This is a genomic window from Bacteroides luhongzhouii (assembly GCF_009193295.2).
Taxonomy (GTDB): domain Bacteria; phylum Bacteroidota; class Bacteroidia; order Bacteroidales; family Bacteroidaceae; genus Bacteroides; species Bacteroides luhongzhouii.
On record NZ_CP059973.1, the window covers coordinates 4,691,653 to 4,709,559 of the forward strand.

16 protein-coding genes are annotated in these 17,907 nt (G+C 40.5%); 14 read left to right on the top strand and 2 right to left on the bottom strand.

Going from position 1 to position 17,907, the window contains the following annotated elements:
* Window positions 1-226: 226 nt before the first annotated feature.
* The 5 genes from GD631_RS17705 (at window position 227) to GD631_RS17725 (ending at window position 5,944) form a co-directional block, all read left to right on the top strand.
* A complete protein-coding gene (locus GD631_RS17705; protein WP_143259865.1) occupies window positions 227-2,611 on the top strand; it encodes an LruC domain-containing protein in 2,385 nt (794 codons plus the stop codon).
* A 234-nt stretch (window positions 2,612-2,845) separates the two neighbouring features.
* Window positions 2,846-3,211, top strand: coding sequence for a response regulator (locus GD631_RS17710; RefSeq protein WP_004300114.1), 366 nt, complete (start codon window positions 2,846-2,848; stop codon window positions 3,209-3,211).
* 17 nt (window positions 3,212-3,228) lie between these two features.
* Complete coding sequence (locus tag GD631_RS17715) at window positions 3,229-4,386, top strand: sugar transferase (protein WP_143259867.1); 1,158 nt, start codon at window positions 3,229-3,231, stop codon at window positions 4,384-4,386.
* 11 nt (window positions 4,387-4,397) lie between these two features.
* Window positions 4,398-5,345, top strand: coding sequence for a glycosyltransferase family 2 protein (locus GD631_RS17720; protein ID WP_143259869.1), 948 nt, complete (start codon window positions 4,398-4,400; stop codon window positions 5,343-5,345).
* Window positions 5,297-5,944 carry an acyltransferase gene (locus tag GD631_RS17725; RefSeq protein WP_143259871.1) on the top strand — a complete coding sequence of 216 codons (648 nt, stop codon included), beginning with the start codon at window positions 5,297-5,299 and terminating at the stop codon, window positions 5,942-5,944. The genes GD631_RS17720 and GD631_RS17725 overlap by 49 nt, the downstream gene beginning before the upstream one ends.
* A gap of 620 nt (window positions 5,945-6,564) precedes the next feature.
* Here the strand turns inward: GD631_RS17725 and GD631_RS17730 are convergent.
* Together GD631_RS17730 and GD631_RS17735 are read right to left on the bottom strand one after the other, a co-directional pair.
* Window positions 6,565-7,176 (bottom strand): helix-turn-helix transcriptional regulator, encoded by a 612-nt coding sequence (locus GD631_RS17730; RefSeq protein WP_143259873.1) that lies wholly within the window; start codon window positions 7,174-7,176, stop codon window positions 6,565-6,567.
* Window positions 7,166-7,870, bottom strand: a complete 705-nt coding sequence (locus tag GD631_RS17735) for a hemerythrin domain-containing protein (protein WP_032841758.1) — start codon at window positions 7,868-7,870, stop codon at window positions 7,166-7,168. The genes GD631_RS17730 and GD631_RS17735 overlap by 11 nt, the downstream gene beginning before the upstream one ends.
* Before the next feature lie 210 nt (window positions 7,871-8,080).
* Here GD631_RS17735 and GD631_RS17740 point away from each other — a divergent pair, with 210 nt between their 5' ends.
* The 9 genes from GD631_RS17740 to GD631_RS17780 all read left to right on the top strand — a co-directional run bounded on the left by GD631_RS17740 (window position 8,081) and on the right by GD631_RS17780 (window position 17,902).
* Window positions 8,081-9,256, top strand: coding sequence for a phosphoribosylaminoimidazolecarboxamide formyltransferase (locus tag GD631_RS17740; RefSeq protein WP_008640643.1), 1,176 nt, complete (start codon window positions 8,081-8,083; stop codon window positions 9,254-9,256).
* Between the two features lie 135 nt (window positions 9,257-9,391).
* On the top strand, window positions 9,392-9,898 hold the full coding sequence (fldA, locus tag GD631_RS17745; protein WP_143259875.1) for a flavodoxin FldA: 507 nt from the start codon (window positions 9,392-9,394) through the stop codon (window positions 9,896-9,898).
* Between the two features lie 33 nt (window positions 9,899-9,931).
* Complete coding sequence (locus GD631_RS17750) at window positions 9,932-10,294, top strand: DUF2023 family protein (protein WP_008640645.1); 363 nt, start codon at window positions 9,932-9,934, stop codon at window positions 10,292-10,294.
* Window positions 10,295-10,685: 391 nt separating this feature from the next.
* Window positions 10,686-12,026 (top strand): putative porin, encoded by a 1,341-nt coding sequence (locus tag GD631_RS17755; RefSeq protein ID WP_015530947.1) that lies wholly within the window; start codon window positions 10,686-10,688, stop codon window positions 12,024-12,026.
* Between the two features lie 26 nt (window positions 12,027-12,052).
* Entirely contained in the window at window positions 12,053-13,207 is a 1,155-nt protein-coding gene (locus GD631_RS17760; RefSeq protein WP_143259877.1) for an imelysin family protein, read from the top strand.
* Between the two features lie 110 nt (window positions 13,208-13,317).
* A complete protein-coding gene (locus GD631_RS17765; RefSeq protein ID WP_143259879.1) occupies window positions 13,318-14,748 on the top strand; it encodes a di-heme oxidoredictase family protein in 1,431 nt (476 codons plus the stop codon).
* A gap of 27 nt (window positions 14,749-14,775) precedes the next feature.
* Window positions 14,776-15,990: a porin gene (locus tag GD631_RS17770; protein WP_117684299.1), complete on the top strand. Its 1,215-nt coding sequence runs from the start codon at window positions 14,776-14,778 to the stop codon at window positions 15,988-15,990.
* A gap of 23 nt (window positions 15,991-16,013) precedes the next feature.
* Complete coding sequence (locus GD631_RS17775) at window positions 16,014-16,727, top strand: hypothetical protein (RefSeq protein WP_143259881.1); 714 nt, start codon at window positions 16,014-16,016, stop codon at window positions 16,725-16,727.
* A gap of 20 nt (window positions 16,728-16,747) precedes the next feature.
* Window positions 16,748-17,902, top strand: coding sequence for a Rid family hydrolase (locus GD631_RS17780; protein ID WP_143259883.1), 1,155 nt, complete (start codon window positions 16,748-16,750; stop codon window positions 17,900-17,902).
* Window positions 17,903-17,907: the final 5 nt, after the last annotated feature.

Genomic DNA, 17,907 nt, shown 5'->3' on the forward strand with positions numbered 1-17,907 from the left:
TATAATCTCTTGATTTTCATTTTGAGCAGTCTTATAAAAGTGAAAATCAAGGGATTTCTCTTCATCATCACCAGGGATTTATCAACCCCAAACGAGCCAAAGAAGAACCAAAACGGAAGTATAGTTATTTTCACTCTATAAAATAACAGAAAAAACAGTTCCAATAAAAGATATGCAGTTATTTTTGTGATGGATTTGGTTACAAACAATCAAGCAATAATACATTATGATGAAGAAAACAGTTCGATTTGTGCCCATCATTGCAATAGCAATAGCAGGTACTATGTTTAGTTGTGTGGACTCAGGAAAGGATCTCTATGATCCGTCTTATGAAACACCTAACCCGATGGGAGACGGCTTTGCTGCTCCCGATGATATCGATTGGGACATGATAACCACTAAAAATGTTTCAGTCGAAGTAAAAGATGAAGAAGGAGGACAATTTGCTTATTTAATTGAAATATATGCAGAAGATCCCTTGACTAACGAAAACGCTTCCGTACTCGCTACAAGGACAGCTAATAAAGATAATAACTTTAAATTTACAGCTGCTGTCAGCCTGCTCCCCACTCAAAAGGGGATTTACGTGAAACAAACCGACCCAAGAGGACGTGAACAGGTATATCAGTTCGATGTGCCGGAAAACAGCGATAATATTACCTGTAAGCTCTATTATGCAGAATCTGCAGCACAGAATAGAGCATTAATGAGTCGTGGTGTCACTACAAGAAGCCTTGCATTTGAGAAACCGGATTATTCGTCCATACCAGCTGATGCTAAAGAAATTACAGAAATGGCAGGAACGACTTTACTGCGTAGTGCTAATTACAAAATCACCTCTGACTATAACGGCACATTCAAATTTGACGGATATGACGGTGAGATTGCAACCAGAGTTTATGTAGATGCCCAATGGACTATTCCTGCAACATTCCAATTCCAGAACGGAATTGAAATCATTGTTATGAACAATGCAAAGATTAATGCATCAGGAACCATGACGTTCATCAGAAACTCCATGCTGACCATTATGGAAAAAGGAGAGGTAAACGCAGACGATGTATCATTCACCAATGGAGCGCCTGCTGCATTAAGAAACTGGGGTACACTGGCGGTGACAAACACCATGACTCTACATTCCGGTGCAACACTATACAACAAAGGAACCATAACAAGCAAAAATATCTCGATCAACTCTAGCACAAAAATTGTGAATGACAATAAGATCGAGCTGGAAGGTGAATTAAATCTGCCATCTAATTTTTCATTGGAAAATAACGGAGAGATTTATGGAGAGAAATTAATTGCAAATTCTGATGCTGTTGCTACCAATAACAACATCATGAAATTTACAACCATCAGCCTCACCAATACAACATTCAACAATGCTTGCAGCCTGGAAGCCACAACCTCTTTCTATGCAAACGGAGCAACATTCAACTTTACCCAAGGATACCTAAAAGCTCCTACGATGGAGTTTGTTAATGGAATAGTCAACTTAAGCAATGGCTCTATGCTGGATGCAACTGCAAGTATTTACATGAATACAGCTCATGTTAAATTTTACGGAAAAGGCGAAAATACTTCTATGATAAAATCTCCGGTTATAACTGGACAAGGTTTCACGTATGACGGAAATTTAGTTATTGAATGTGATAATCATGTTGAAAAGAGTCCATATTGGAACAACTTCTACGTACAGAATGGCGCATACTTCACTAAAATGGGAGAATCCAAAGTCATGATAGATGTCTGCACGGGTACTAAGAATAATGGAAATGAAGGAGAAGAACCAGAAGATCCTAAATTCCCGATCATCATGGATGACACTCGTAATTACGCCTATCTATTTGAAGACCAGTGGCCATTATATGGAGACTACGATATGAACGATCTTGTTCTGATTATCAAAGAAAGAAAGATTTCCATCAACAAGAATAATAAGGCAGAAGAATTCACGCTAAGTATTGATTTATCGGCTGCCGGAGCTACGAAGAGCATCGGAGCTGCTATCATGCTGGACGGTGTTCCTGCCAGTGCTATCACACAGCCGGTAGTGTTCAGTGATAACTCTCTTGCTAAAAACTTTAATGTGAATGGCAATAAGATTGAGAACGGACAGGACTATGCTGTTATCCCATTATTTGACGATGCCCACAACGCATTGGGAAGAGACCGTTACGAACAGATTAATACCATTAAAAATCATTCTGCCAATACGAATCCTAAAAATATCAGTTTCACTATCAAATTCAGCAACCCTATTTCTGTAGATGAACTTAATATCAACAAACTGAATGTCTTCATCTTTGTAGAAGGAAACAGAAACCAGCGTAAAGAGATCCATATCGTCGGTTACCAACCCACTAAGTTAGCAAATACCGACTTGTTCGGAGGCAACAACGACGATAGCTCTACTTCCCGCAAAAGATATTACATCAGTAAAGATAACCTGGCATGGGGAATCATGGTTCCGACAGACTTCAAATGGCCTTTGGAATATGTGAATATGAAATCTGCTTACTCGTTGTTCGAAAGCTGGGTAACAAGTGGCGGTACTAAGAATGAAGAATGGTGGAAAACTTCTGATTCATCAAGAGTCTACCAATAAGCCAAACAATTAATAATCAACACGGATTTCAACTTTCATGAAATTCGTGTTTTTTCATTAAGATACTGTTAGTTGCAATTAATAGAAAAAAAACATATATCACGAATTTTACTCTCCAGATAGAGAATTATTCTAAAATAATATCTATATTTGCAGTGTATCACAAATATAATGTGACAACAATCTTAATACATAAATCAAGTAACAAAGCAAGCGATAGAAAGGTCTATTCGTATGAAGAAAAAAATATTACTAGTCGACGATAAATCGACAATCGGAAAAGTGGCCGGTGTATATCTAGGAAAAGAGTATGATTTTACCTATTTGGAAGATCCCATCAAAGCAATAGAATGGCTTAATGAAGGCAATGTACCTGACCTCATTATTTCAGATATTCGTATGCCTCTAATGATGGGTGATGAATTTTTAAGATACATGAAGAACAATGAATTATTCAAGTCCATTCCTATCGTAATGTTATCCAGCGAGGAAAGTACAACGGAAAGAATCAGACTACTGGAAGAGGGAGCAGAAGACTATATTCTGAAACCATTCAACCCATTGGAACTCAAAATCCGAATCAAAAAGATTATTGACTAATACCGGGTCTCCTACACATGCAATATTTTGTTTATATAGGCAGAGATAGCAAAACAATAGAACTACTCTCTCGATTAAGTATTGGAGTATTCTATGCTGCACCCAATTGTAGCAAAGCTGTCAAAGTATTGGAGAAAATACGCGAAAAATATGACGCTGCCCTATTTTTTGAACAGGTGAACTTATCCATAGATATTGCAGATATCCAATACATGCGTAAAAAATATCCGGGGCTTTATATGATACTCGTCATCGATTCTTTGTCTAAGGAAGAAGCATCCGAATATCTTAAAGCCGGCATTAACAATACAATCAAATATGAAACAAGCCAAAAGGCTTTGAAGGATTTATCGACTTTCCTTAAACGAAGAAAAGATCAGAAAATAAAGGCGCTTCAACTTAAAGCACAAAATATTAATGCTTTCCGGTTGCCTTTATGGAAACGAACTTTTGATATATTCTTTTCGGGAATGGCGATATTATGCCTTTCTCCTCTCTTAATATTTACTGCATTAGCTATCCGGACAGAAAGCAAGGGTCCCATTATCTACAAATCCAAGCGAGTAGGAAGTAACTATCAGATATTCGACTTCCTTAAATTCCGTTCGATGTACACTGATGCCGACAAGCATTTAAAGGATTTCAATGCTCTTAACCAGTATCAACAGGAAGATGAAGATATTTGGGGAGAAGAACCGGAAGCTGAAATTAATGAAGAAGCCGATGAAGAAGAAATTCTCCTGATATCAGACGATTTCGTAATCTCTGAAGAAGACTACATCAACAAGAAGTCCAAGGAAAAAAGCAATGCTTTCGTTAAATTGGAAAATGACCCGCGAATAACAAAGATAGGACGCATTATCCGTAAATATAGTATTGACGAATTACCCCAACTTATTAATATTTTAAAGGGTGATATGTCAATAGTAGGGAACCGTCCTCTCCCACTCTATGAAGCCGAACTGCTGACAAGCGATGAGCACATCGACCGTTTCATGGGTCCGGCCGGATTGACCGGTTTATGGCAGGTAGAGAAAAGAGGTGAAGCCGGTAAACTCTCTGCGGAAGAACGCAAGCAATTGGATATCACCTATGCAAAGACATTCTCTTTCTGGTTGGATATAAAGATTATTCTGAAAACAGTTACTGCATTCATTCAAAAAGAGAACGTATAATCTCCTTTCTGATGATAGACTCTTATATCTACATAATAGATGATCTGGTATTCTTCTGTACAGGGATTTTGCTGCTATACCTCTTTGTGATGGCCGTAGCTTCACATTTCAAACATATCACTTATCCTAAAGCTCAAAAAACATATCGTTGCGCTATTCTCGTTTCGGAAGGATGCCTTCTTCCGGATATTTATAAAGAAGAATCATACGAGTTTATCACATACAACGATCTGCATCAGACAATCAACAGTTTAGACCAGGAGCATTACGACCTGGTTCTCTTTCTGTCTCATACAGCCTCCGCTTTATCTCCTCAATTTCTGGACAAGATATACAATGCCTATGATGCCGGTATACAAGCCATCCAGCTACATACGGTGATAGAAAACCGCAAAGGTTTCCGTAATCGCTTCCGTGCCATACGTGAAGAAATAAAAAACAGCCTTTGCAGAGCCGGTAATACACAATTCGGCCTATCATCCCATCTGCTTGGGACCAATATGGCACTCGACCTGAAATGGCTGCAAAAGAATATGAAAAGCTCTAAAACTAATATTGAGCGAAAGTTATTCCGGCAGAATATATACATTGATTATCTGCCGGACGTAATTGTGTACTGCCAATCCGCTCCGGTCTGCCCTTATCGAAAACGTATCCGGAAAACGACTTCCTACTTACTCCCTTCCATATTTGAAGGAAACTGGAGTTTCTGCAACCGGATCGTGCAACAATTGACACCTTCTCCACTTAAATTATGTATCTTCGTAAGCATTTGGGCTTCGTTGATAACCGTATATAATTGGACCTTATCATTCGGATGGTGGATTGCACTCTTCAGCCTATTTATTACTTACAGCTTGGCAATCCCTGATTACCTGGTAGAGGACAAAAAGAAGAAAAAACATTCAATATGGAGAAAAAAACACTTAAACAGCGAATTAAAGAAAACCCCGGCTTGAAACAGACTGTGCATCGTTTCATCATGCATCCCGTTAAAACTCGCCCCCACTGGTGGATACGGCTCTTCGATTTCATATACCTGAAACGTGGAAAGGGCTCTGTTATCTACCGGAGTGTCCGCAAAGACCTCCCTCCTTTCAATCGGTTCTTCTTGGGAAAATATTCTGTTGTCGAAGATTTCTCCTGCTTGAACAATGCAGTTGGTGATTTAACAATCGGAGATTATACACGCATCGGATTAAGAAATACAATCATAGGTCCGGTTAATATCGGCAACCACGTCAACCTGGCACAGAATGTAACAGTCACAGGACTCAACCACAATTACCAGGATGCGGAAAAGATGATTGATGAACAAGGAGTCAGCACACTGCCTGTTATCATTGAAGATGATGTATGGGTAGGCGCCAACTCAGTCATTCTACCAGGAGTAACCTTAGGGAAACATTGCGTAGTGGCTGCCGGGAGCGTAGTCAGTCATTCTGTTCCACCTTATTCTATATGCGCCGGATGCCCTGCAAGAATCATAAAAGCATATGATTTCGAGACTAAAGAGTGGAAAAAAGTAGAGAAAACACCTGCTACTAACTATAAATAGTGAGAACCACTACATAATATACCTCATAAAGGTGATTGTGACACATACTGAAACGCACTATCTTTGCAGTATCAGAATTGAATTAATTAGTCATAATTTTATTACGTAGCCACATTTAAGTAAAAAATGAAATAGAATCCTGCCGAAGCGATTTCGTCGGGATTTTGTTTTTATTCTCCTCCCTAACTACAAGACCCAATGAAAATATTCGTCGATAGCCCTTATTATATAGCTAAATAATACTTTCCATTCAACCCACTTATGTTGCAACATACTTAAAGCTGTATACATAAAAAAAACGAGCTAATTCTTTTTATAGAACCACTCGCCACTACATCAGAAAAGCCAAAAGGCTTTTCCATAGTACCTCAAATTTCCTGAAAACTAATCTTCTTTTTACCTAAAAACCTCTTACCTATTGTTATCCTTTTACCTTCTATTAAAAACTTATCCTATTGAATAAACTAAAAAACTTTTAATACCTTAAATGTCTAATCTAATACCTTTTTAATATTTTCTTTTACCTTTATAAACTAACAGCAATTTCTCAACTGCTTTGCAAAGGTACGAACATTTTTCGTGTGCGCAAACGGTTTTGTATTTTATAACACTTTCGCAGGCTATAAACCTTTCACATCATTCAACGTAACCAGCTTATTTACAATAGCATAAATAGTCAAACCGGCAGCACTATGTATTTGCAATTTTTTGCTAATATTCCTCCGGTGCGTGATAACGGTATGAATCGACAAGAACAGCTTTTCCGCTATTTCCTTATTCGTCATCCCCTTCACCACACAGATGACGATTTCTTTTTCCCGCTGACTGAGTGTATCCTGATTATCCATCTCTTCTTCTTCAGAAACAACATTCAATAAACCGGCTATTTTCTTGGAAAGAGTTTCCAAATCATCGAATATTGAAATAGACTCATCATACTTACCCAACAATGAAGCATCTACAAAAGAAGTAACCAGGGCTATTAAACGTATCCTTTTACCGGATATTTCCTCCCGGAATTTAGCGACATCAAAATAATCACCAAAAGCAGGATTGACAATCAACATCTCAGGACATTGCGTCCGGACACAATCGTGTAAAGCTTCAACAGACAGCAATTCTATCGGTTGCACTTTTACGTTGGAAAGACGCTTCAATGCAGCAGTCAATCCACCACGAATAATCACAGAAGTTTCTGCAATAGCAATTCGAACGACTTCGTTATTTTTCATTTTCCCTCATCCTCCTTTCCAAGTTCAGAATAGCAGGAACAAAAATATAATCCTCCACCTTGCAATGAGATTCCAGTCCGGCTTCGCAAGCATATATATCAAAAAGAGCCGCATTCAGAAGATTCTCATTTGCCTTGGCAGGACAATATTTTATAATGATATTTTTTAGTTCTGTCAACTTCTCCCCTACCTGATCGTGATGCTTGGAAAAGGTACTGATCTGGTAGTTTTTGGGAGCATTTCCCTTAATCAATGAATCGACATACTTAAAGACGGTTTTCTCTTCATAATCCATGTGCTTACGCACTTCCCGCGTATATTCATCAAAAAACTTGAGAATAAGAAAAGCGACATCGTCCTGCGAACAGTCGATTGCCTCGATCAGTTTACGACGAATAGCCGGAAGAGAAAAATCAAGAAAATAAATATGCGCCTGCCGCAGATAATCAATCAATGCAGGTATGGAAATATCATCTTTATCCCCATCAAGCCGGGAAAAGCCTTCGGCCATAAAGTTGACTACAATCAGAAAGGTCCGACAGTCCACTCCATTTAGTTCACAAACTTCTTTGACTGTTTTGTCACCAAATCCCAACGAAAGTCCAAAACGACTCATCACTTGCAACAAAGAATAATTATCGCTGATGAGATCGATCATCTTATCAGTTGGCTTGTATTTCTGTAAATTATCCATCATACCTATTATATATTAGAGATTGCAAAGAAACGGAATATTTTGCTGAAATACAATCATCATTTATAGGTATTTTATGCCCTCATTCGTTAGCAAATACTAATTATATGCTACTATTTTGTGGCACAACTTTAGGCAAGCTAGTCTTTTTTTAGTAATTTTGTCGCTATCTATTTGTAATTAGTAACTCGTAATTTTATATTTAATAAAATGGCAAACGAACTCGAACTGAAATACGGCTGCAACCCTAATCAAAAGCCTGCCCGTATCTTCATGAAAGAAGGAGAACTCCCCATCGAAGTATTGAATGGACGTCCCGGTTATATCAATCTGCTGGATGCGTTCAACAGTTGGCAATTAGTGAAAGAACTAAAAGAAGCTACCGGACTGCCGGCTGCCGCGTCTTTTAAACATGTCAGCCCTGCGGGTGCTGCCGTTGCGGTAGAAATGAGCGACACGCTGAAAAAGATTTATTTCGTAGATGACATGAAGCTGTCTCCATTGGCCACAGCATACGCACGTGCACGTGGCGCAGACCGTATGTCATCTTACGGAGATTTCATCGCATTGTCCGACACTTGCGACGAAGAAACAGCACGTATTATCAACCGTGAAGTGTCCGACGGCGTAATTGCCCCCGACTACACAACCGAAGCGCTGGAAATTCTGAAGAATAAAAGAAAAGGGACTTACAATGTAATAAAGATAGATCCTGCATACCGTCCGGCCCCTATCGAACACAAAGATGTATTCGGAGTAACTTTCGAACAAGGAAGAAATGAATTAAAAATTGATGAGAGTCTTTTGAAAGAGATGCCTACGCAAAACAAAGAAATCCCTGCTGATGCAAAACGTGACTTAATCATTGCCTTAATCACTTTAAAATATACGCAATCCAATTCGGTATGTTATGCCAAAGACGGACAGGCGATCGGTATTGGTGCAGGTCAACAGTCACGTATCCACTGCACGCGTCTGGCAGGAAACAAAGCGGATATCTGGTATTTACGCCAACATCCGAAAGTGATGAACTTGCCATGGATTGAGAAAATCCGTCGTGCAGATCGTGACAACACAATTGACGTTTACATCTCGGAGGATTATGACGATGTATTGGCAGACGGTGTTTGGCAACAGTTCTTCACAGAAAAGCCGGAAGTGCTGACACGTGAAGAAAAACGGGCATGGCTGGATACAATGACAGGCGTAGCTTTAGGATCAGACGCATTCTTCCCATTCGGAGATAATATAGAACGCGCACATAAGAGTGGCGTCAGCTACATTGCACAACCGGGTGGCTCCGTACGTGATGACCATGTGATTGAAACTTGCGACAAATACAATATGGCAATGGCATTTACAGGCATCCGCTTGTTCCACCATTAAAAAATATCGACTATTTTTTATTCCATACATCCCCATTTATAATGAGAAGGAGACAAATCTTCCATTATAAATGGGGATTTCCTATTTCTTCAAGACCCTCTATCTTTGCAGCGTTACATTAAAAACGAATCAAAGATGAATAAAATTGGTGTATTTTATGGTTCCACAACCGGAACAACAGAAGACCTTGCCCGCCGAATTGCAGAAAAATTAGATGTACCCTCGGCACATGTATTTGATGTTTCCAAACTAACAGAGGCATTAGTCAATGAATATGACGTATTGGTGCTCGGCTCTTCTACCTGGGGAGCAGGCGAACTTCAGGACGACTGGTATGATGGAGTAAAAGTTTTAAAAAAATGCGATTTATCTCATAAGTCTGTAGCCCTGTTCGGTTGCGGCGACTCTGACTCGTATAGCGACACTTTCTGTGACGCAATAGGTATTCTTTATGAAGACTTGAAAGATACCCATTGTAAATTCCGTGGAGCAACAGACACCGCAGGCTACACATTCGACTCTTCTATCGCTGTTGTAAACGGCAAGTTTGTAGGGCTTCCGCTTGACGAAGTCAATGAAGACAATAAGACAGACGAACGTATCAGCGCATGGGTTGAACAAGTGAAACAAGAAATCAGCTAATTTTACCTTAACATAAAAAGAATACTTTGCATCATGGCAACTGAAAGAATCATCCCCGGCGAAATCCGGATTTTTCTTAATCACATTTATGAGTTTAAGAAAGGCGTACGCAACATGGTACTTTATACAATGAGTAAAGAGCACGAAGAATTTGCCATCCGCCGATTGAAAAATCAAAAGATCAGTTATATGATACAGGAAGTAGGCACCAATAAAATCAACCTGTTCTTTGGAAAGCCTGAATGTATGGAAGCCATGCGGCATATCATCATCCGCCCCTTAAATCAACTGACAGCCGAAGAAGACTTTATTTTGGGGGCCATGCTGGGATATGACCTCTGCCAGCAGTGCAAACGGTATTGCAGCAAAAAAGAAGGTATAAAGATGGCAGTTTAAGCAATAACCTTAGCATAAGTTTAGCTTTGTTTGTATGTAGTTTGTCTTGAGTCGGATCGTTTCTGAAAAGAGCAATTTCCTGATGGTAGATATATCCCAAAAGACTGGTTGTGAAGGAAACGATTCACTCAAATACAAACAAAAGCGATGATGAAATAAACAAGAAGGACAACTCTACACATTAACAACAGGCAAAGGTATATATCAGTAAAAATTACCACACTAATATAGACCTTTGTCTTTTTTATTCTCTCAATACTTATCTTTCTTTTACTCTTTAGTCTCAAATTACCTACATATACTGAATTTAAGAAATAACTATGCCTAGTATTAGGTATTGCCACATTTTTTAACCTCATCTAACTTTGCAACCGATAAAATTATTAAAAAGATGAGAAAAATAACCGCAATCGTTATTCTATGTCTCCTGCCTTCTCTTTCAAATTCAGCACAGGAGACAAAAGAAATTTCCAAAAATAGTAATTCTTCTTCTACAGAAGATTATACTAAATTCCGTTTTGGTGGATATGGTGAAATGGTCGCTAATTTTAAAGATTATGGCATCAACCGTTTCTATGGAGGAAACGATGGTAATCCAAAGAAAAACAGGAATACCATTTCAATCCCCCGTTTCGTTTTAGCTTTTGATTATAAGTTTAATTCCAAATGGATACTCGGTGCAGAGATTGAGTTTGAATCCGGTGGAACAGGTACAGCTTTCGAATTAGAAAACACCGAAAACGGTGAATACGAAACCGAAGTTGAAAAAGGAGGAGAAGTGGCTATTGAGCAATTTCACATCACACGTTTGATTCATCGCTCCCTCAACGTGCGTGCCGGACATATTATTGTTCCGGTAGGACTGACCAACGCACACCATGAACCGATCAATTTCTTCGGAACTTCACGTCCGGAGGGTGAAACCACCCTTCTGCCCTCTACCTGGCATGAAAATGGTTTGGAAATCTTTGGTTCCTTTGGAAAAGGTTATGCCAGTTTTGACTACCAAGCTATGGTTGTAGCAGGTCTGAACCCTAACGGATTCGATCGCAATACATGGGTAGGCAGTGGTAAACAGGGAATTTTTGAAGAAGATAATTTCACTTCTCCCGCATATGTATTCCGCTTGGACTATAAAGGAGTTCCCGGCTTACGTGTAGGTGCCTCATTCTATTATTGCGCAGATGCAGGAGCCAATTCCGACAAGGAACAGACTTATTCAAGCTATGGAAAAATTCCGGTAAGAATCTTCACCGCAGATGCACAATATCGCAATAAATATGTAACGGCACGTGGTAATATTTTATATGGAAATTTAGGAAACTCTTTGGGAGTGAGCCAAGCAAATGTCAAGTTATCCAATAAATCACCGTACAGTCGTCTGGCACCGGTAGCTAAGAATGCTGTAAGCTATGCAGCAGAAGCCGGTATCAATATCCGCTCAGTCTTCGGAGGCAATAAAAAGATTCCGGTTATCTATCCATTTGCCCGCTATGAATACTACAATCCACAAGAAAAAGGAGAAAAAGGGCAAACGATGGAAAAACGCTGCCAAGTAAGTATGTGGACAGCGGGATTAAATTGGTATGCGTTGCCAAACTTAGTGATAAAAGCTGACTATGCCACCCGTCAGATTGGTACCAACAAAGTTTTTGGCGTTTCAAAAGCATATAACAGTGAAAACGAATTTTCCATTGGAATAGCCTATATAGGATGGTTTATCAAGAAATAACAAATAATCAATTATTTAATTTTTATATGATGAAAACAAAATTCTTTTATGTTGCAGCCCTCATATGGGGATTAGCATTTACAACTACTTCTTGTAGCAGTGACGATGACAACCCGACAGTAGATCCTGCTAACATCGATTACACTTCTGAAAACGCATCAAGCTGGCATAACTACATGAGAAATGTAGCAGCACTTTTAAAAACAGATGCAACCAATCTTTATAACGCATGGAACTCAAGTTATAAAGGAGGCGACAGTTATGCTTCTCTCTTTAAGGCTCATAACGGTTCTCCTTATGCAAGTGCATTGAGCTGTGTAGAAGAAATCGTAGATAAATGCGCGGAAATTGCCAACGAAGTCGGTACCGCCAAGATTGGTGATCCGTACAACTTATACAAAGCGGGAAATACAGAAGAAGCATTGTACGCTGTGGAATCCTGGTACAGCTGGCATTCACGTGATGATTATACAAACAACATTTACTCCATCCGGAATGCGTATTACGGTTCTTTAGACGGCAGTATAAATGCTAACTCTTTATCAACTGTAGTCGCCGGTGTTAATCCATCCTTAGATACTAATGTAAAGAATGCCATTCAAAAAGCGGCAAAAGCCATTCAGGATATTCCGCAACCTTTCCGTAATCATATACCCAGTAATGAAACAGTAGCAGCAATGGACGCTTGTGCCGAACTGGAAAGTATATTGAAGAATGACTTAAAATCTTATATTGCCAATAATGCCAACAACATCAATACCGACGCCGTACTGAATCCTGTGGTAATGCAATATGTAGATGCAGTAGTAGTACCTACCTATAAAAGCTTGAAAGAAAAGAACGATGCTCTCTACAATGCAGTAATAGCTCTTGCAGACAACCCGTCAAATAGTGCTTTCGATAAAGCCTGTGATGCTTGGATCACCGCACGTGAGCCATGGGAAAAGAGCGAAGCCTTCTTGTTCGGTCCGGTAGACGAGATGGGACTTGATCCTAACATGGACAGCTGGCCTTTAGACCAGAATGCCATCGTGCAAATTCTGAATTCTCAAAGCTGGAGTGATCTTGAATGGAATGAAAATGATGATGAAGCTGCTGTTGAGTCAGCACAGAATGTACGCGGTTTCCACACATTAGAATTCCTTCTCTACAAAAACGGTGAACCACGTAAAGTACAATAAAGACTTATCTTAGCTAAGATATTATTGAGAAGTAAAGGTTGGAAGTCAATCATCCACCTTTACTTCTTTGGTATGTTTAAAACATATTATTGAAATAAAGTCAATAAACAATGAATCACTTTCTAAAATATTCATTCTCTATTTTTTGCCTGTTGGCATGCTCTGCCTGTGATGACGACGGAATTGACGTATTGGATATCGAAATCCCGGAAGGCTATGCCCTGTCAGCCGGAACATCAACCATTTTCTTGAGTTCATCCGTTGCTTATGATACGCCTGCAGATTGGATAACAGGAGCATATGACGTACGCTTCACCCGAGGCGACAGGCTATATGACGATGTACGTACAAGCAACAACGGGCATGGTGGCGGTCTCGGACCTGTTTATGCCGGTTACTCGTGCGGCAGCTGCCACCGGAATGCAGGGCGCACTAAACCCTCTTTATGGACAGAGGGCGGATCGGGCAGCTATGGTTTCTCCTCCATGCTGGTTTACATATCCCGTAAGAACGGAGCTTTCTTTCAGGATTATGGCCGTGTGCTTCATGACCAGGCAATCTACGGAGTACAACCGGAAGGCAAACTATCCGTAGAATACACTTACGAAACATTTTCTTTCCCTGATGGAGAAGCCTACACGCTTTGCAAACCGCAGTATAGCATATCCGAATGGTATGCCGAAGAGATCAAACCGGAAGATTTGTTTTGCACCGTACGTATTCCATTACGCCACGTAGGTATGGGACAGATGATGGCATTAGATCCCATTGAAATTGAAGCACTCGCAGCAAAAAGCAATTATCCCGAATATGGAATCAGCGGACGATGTAATTACATCACCGAACGGGGAGTAAGATGTCTGGGATTGTCCGGCAACAAAGCCCAACATGCCGATTTAACGGTAGAGTTAGGATTCTCCAGTGATATGGGTGTTACCAACAGCCGCTATCCGGAAGAAATCTGCGAAGGACAAACGCAAGTCAACCAAGGCAGCATGATGGGACTTTCTTATGACCAGTTGGATGTCAGTACAGAAGAGATGGAAAATGTAGATCTCTATATGCAGAGTCTCGGCGTACCCGCCCGGCGTAATATAAACGATCCGCAAGTAATCAAAGGGGAACAAAACTTTTATAAAGCCAAATGTCATCTTTGTCATGTGACGACCCTGCATACCAAACCACGCGGTACTGTGTTATTAAACAATACCCAACTCCCGTGGCTGGGCGGTCAGACCATTCACCCTTATTCCGATTATCTGTTACACGACATGGGTTCGGAAATTATGGGAGTCGGCCTAAATGACAACTACGTAAGCGGCCTGGCACGTGGAAACGAATGGCGCACTACCCCTCTTTGGGGAATTGGCCTGCAAGAAAAGGTCAACGGGCATACTTATTTCCTACATGACGGCCGTGCCCGCAATCTGACAGAAGCTATCATGTGGCATGGCGGAGAAGGAGAAGCATCGAAGAACTTATTTAAAAACATGAGTAAAGAAGACCGCGATGCGCTGATCGCATTTTTAAATTCACTTTAAACTAAAAGTAGTATATACAAAGCAATTATGAAGAAATTTATAATCATTGCCATGCTGACTGCCATCATGCCTTTGGCTGCAATGGCGCAACATGAAGAAGATACAGAAAATGGTGTAGTATCATTGGCTGGAAGAGAAGGATTCACGATCGAAACCAAGAAGGGAGATTTCGTATTCAAACCCTATCTGCTCGTACAAACCAGTGCAAACTTCAATTGGTACGACGATGAAGGACTAGATAAGGCATATAATCAGGATAACATAGCCAACTCCGGTTTTTCCGTTCCTTACGCTGTACTCGGGTTCACCGGAAAGGCTTTCGATAAAGTGTCTTTCAACCTTTCCATCAATGCGGCAGCCAGCGGAGGCGCATTACTTCAACAGGCATGGTTTGATGTTCAGCTGAAAAAGCAATTTGCCATCCGGGTCGGTAAATTCAAGACTCCGTTCTCACATGCCTATCTGACAACACTGGGAGAAACATTGTTACCCAATTTACCAGTATCACTCACTGCTCCCGTTATCCTCCCCTACTCCTTGAATGCGGTAACACCTAACATTGGCACCGGATTCGATTTAGGGGTAGAGATTCACGGTTTAGTGGCTGACAAATTCGGGTATGAAATCGGTCTATTCAATGGTACGGGCGCTTCTGTCAACACCGCGACAAAGACATTCAGCGATGACTGGCACATTCCGTCTTTACTGTATGCCGGACGTTTCACTTATATGCCGAAGGGAGTGATGCCTGCCACACAGGGAAATCCGAACAGGCTGAATGAAGACAAAATTATGTTTGGTATTTCTACTTCTATTAATGTAGAAAGTGAAAATGAAAGTACCAATGATTATCGTGCGGGATTAGAGTTTGCAATGCTAAAAAACAAACTTTATCTGGGTGCTGAAGTTTATTATATGAATGTAGGTTTTACAAAAAGACAAAAGATTTCCGAGTCATATAATTACCTGGGCGGTTATGTACAAGGTGGTTATTTTATAGCTCCCCGCCTGCAGGCAGCCGCACGTTATGATTTCTTCAATCGTAATGGAATGGACACCAATGGTTTCCTGAATATGCCAGCCGTAGGCATGAACTATTTCTTCAAAAACTGCAACTTGAAGTTACAAGCTATGTACCAGTATATTGCCCGCAAAGGTCATGACACCCAACTCGATCGGGATAACGATGATTTAGGTTTGGCAGTACATTCGGCCAGTATTCTACTTCAATATACATTCTAAATAGCACAAGAAAGGATTTGTTTATGAAAAAATACATTCTTTTCGGTGGCTGTCTACTGTTATTGGCATATATCACGTCATGTGATGACGGACGTATTTATGAAAAAACAGAGACCCTGTCAGAAGAAGGACGCACATTGAAAATGAGCGGAAGAATCAGTGGTATCAATAAATGGCCCGATGGTTATAGTGTTGTAGTGGCAGGCTTCAGTGATGAGAGCGAGTATGCCGTTGTCACAAAAACAATTCCGGCGGTCGAAAATGATGAGATTCAGGTAACCATGACAGGAGTCAGTGACAAAGTAACCACTATTGAGTTATGCGTTATTAATAGATTAAGAAAACGAGTAATCAGCTTTCGGTCAATGGACGATCTTACGGCAGTTGACGACACTATTCTTATGGATGTGGGAACTGTGGATGCAGGTATGTATCATGGCATTCAGGAAAAAGTATTTAATACTACATGTGCCCACTGTCATGGTGGAGGTAGTTCGGCAGCAGGCAACCTGTATCTGACAGAGGGCAAAAGCTATGAGGCACTCGTCAACCGTCCGTCAAAGAAAGTAGACGGTATGTTACTTGTCAAACCGGGCAGTGCACAAGAAAGTGTATTGCATACATTATTGAATACCACTATTAGTTCAACTTGGGGATACGATCACTCTAAAGAAATACTGTCATCCCCTATTTTGACCCTTATTGACGATTGGATCAATAACGGCGCACAAGAATAAATAGTTATTATACAATTGATATGAACAACAAAAAACAACAGAATATTCAGTCTGAAAAGACACTAACAGAGATTTTTAAATACGATGCAGAAGGAGAAGCTTCAGAGTATCACATCATCATTCATTCTACTAAACCGGAAGATACATACGAAGAACAACTGAATGCAGTATTAAACACTTACGACTATTTACTTACCCAAGAACTGAAAGGAGCAGTCGCCATCCTCAAACGCTATTTCTTAAGTGACGCCGCCAATCAGGCAGATACACTATTGGCATTGACAACTGAAGGTTCGGACTGCACGCTTTCCATTGTGGAACAGCCCCCGCTGGACGGAACCAAGATTGCCTTATGGGTCTATCTGTTGACTGACGTACAGACGCAAGTCCTGCATAACGGGCTTTTCGAGGTGAAGCACAGTGCCTACCGCCACTTTTGGGGTGGTAGCGCATTCAATCGTGCCGCCAATTCGGAATACCAGACCCGCCTGTTATTGAACGACTATGTGATGCAACTCATGGAGCAAGGTTGCAGACTGGCGGACAATTGTATCCGCACATGGTTCTTTGTACAAAATGTAGACGTGAATTATGCCGGAGTAGTGAAAGCGCGTAATGAAGTTTTCGTTACCCAAAACCTGACAGAAAAAACACATTACATTTCCAGCACCGGTATCGGCGGTCGCCATGCCGATCCGAAAGTACTGGTACAAATGGATACTTATGCCGTAGCAGGATTACAACCGGAACAGATTCATTTTCTCTATGCACCTACCCACCTGAATCCGACTTATGAATATGGAGTAAGTTTTGAACGTGGCACGTATGTAGATTATGGCGACCGCCGCCAGATATTTATTTCGGGTACGGCAAGCATCAACAACAAAGGCGAAGTGGTATATCCCGGCAACATTCGCAAACAGACAGAACGGATGTGGGAAAATGTGGAAGCCCTGCTAAAAGAAGCAGAATGCACTTTTGAAAATTTGGGACAAATGATTATATATTTGCGTGATATAGCCGACTATGCAGTCGTTAAAGCAATGTATGACCAACGTTTCCCACACACTCCCAAAGTATTTGTTCATGCTCCGGTATGTCGCCCCGGATGGTTGATTGAGATGGAATGTATGGGAGTGAAAGAATGTAAGAACAAGGGGTACGCTCCATTTTAAATCAT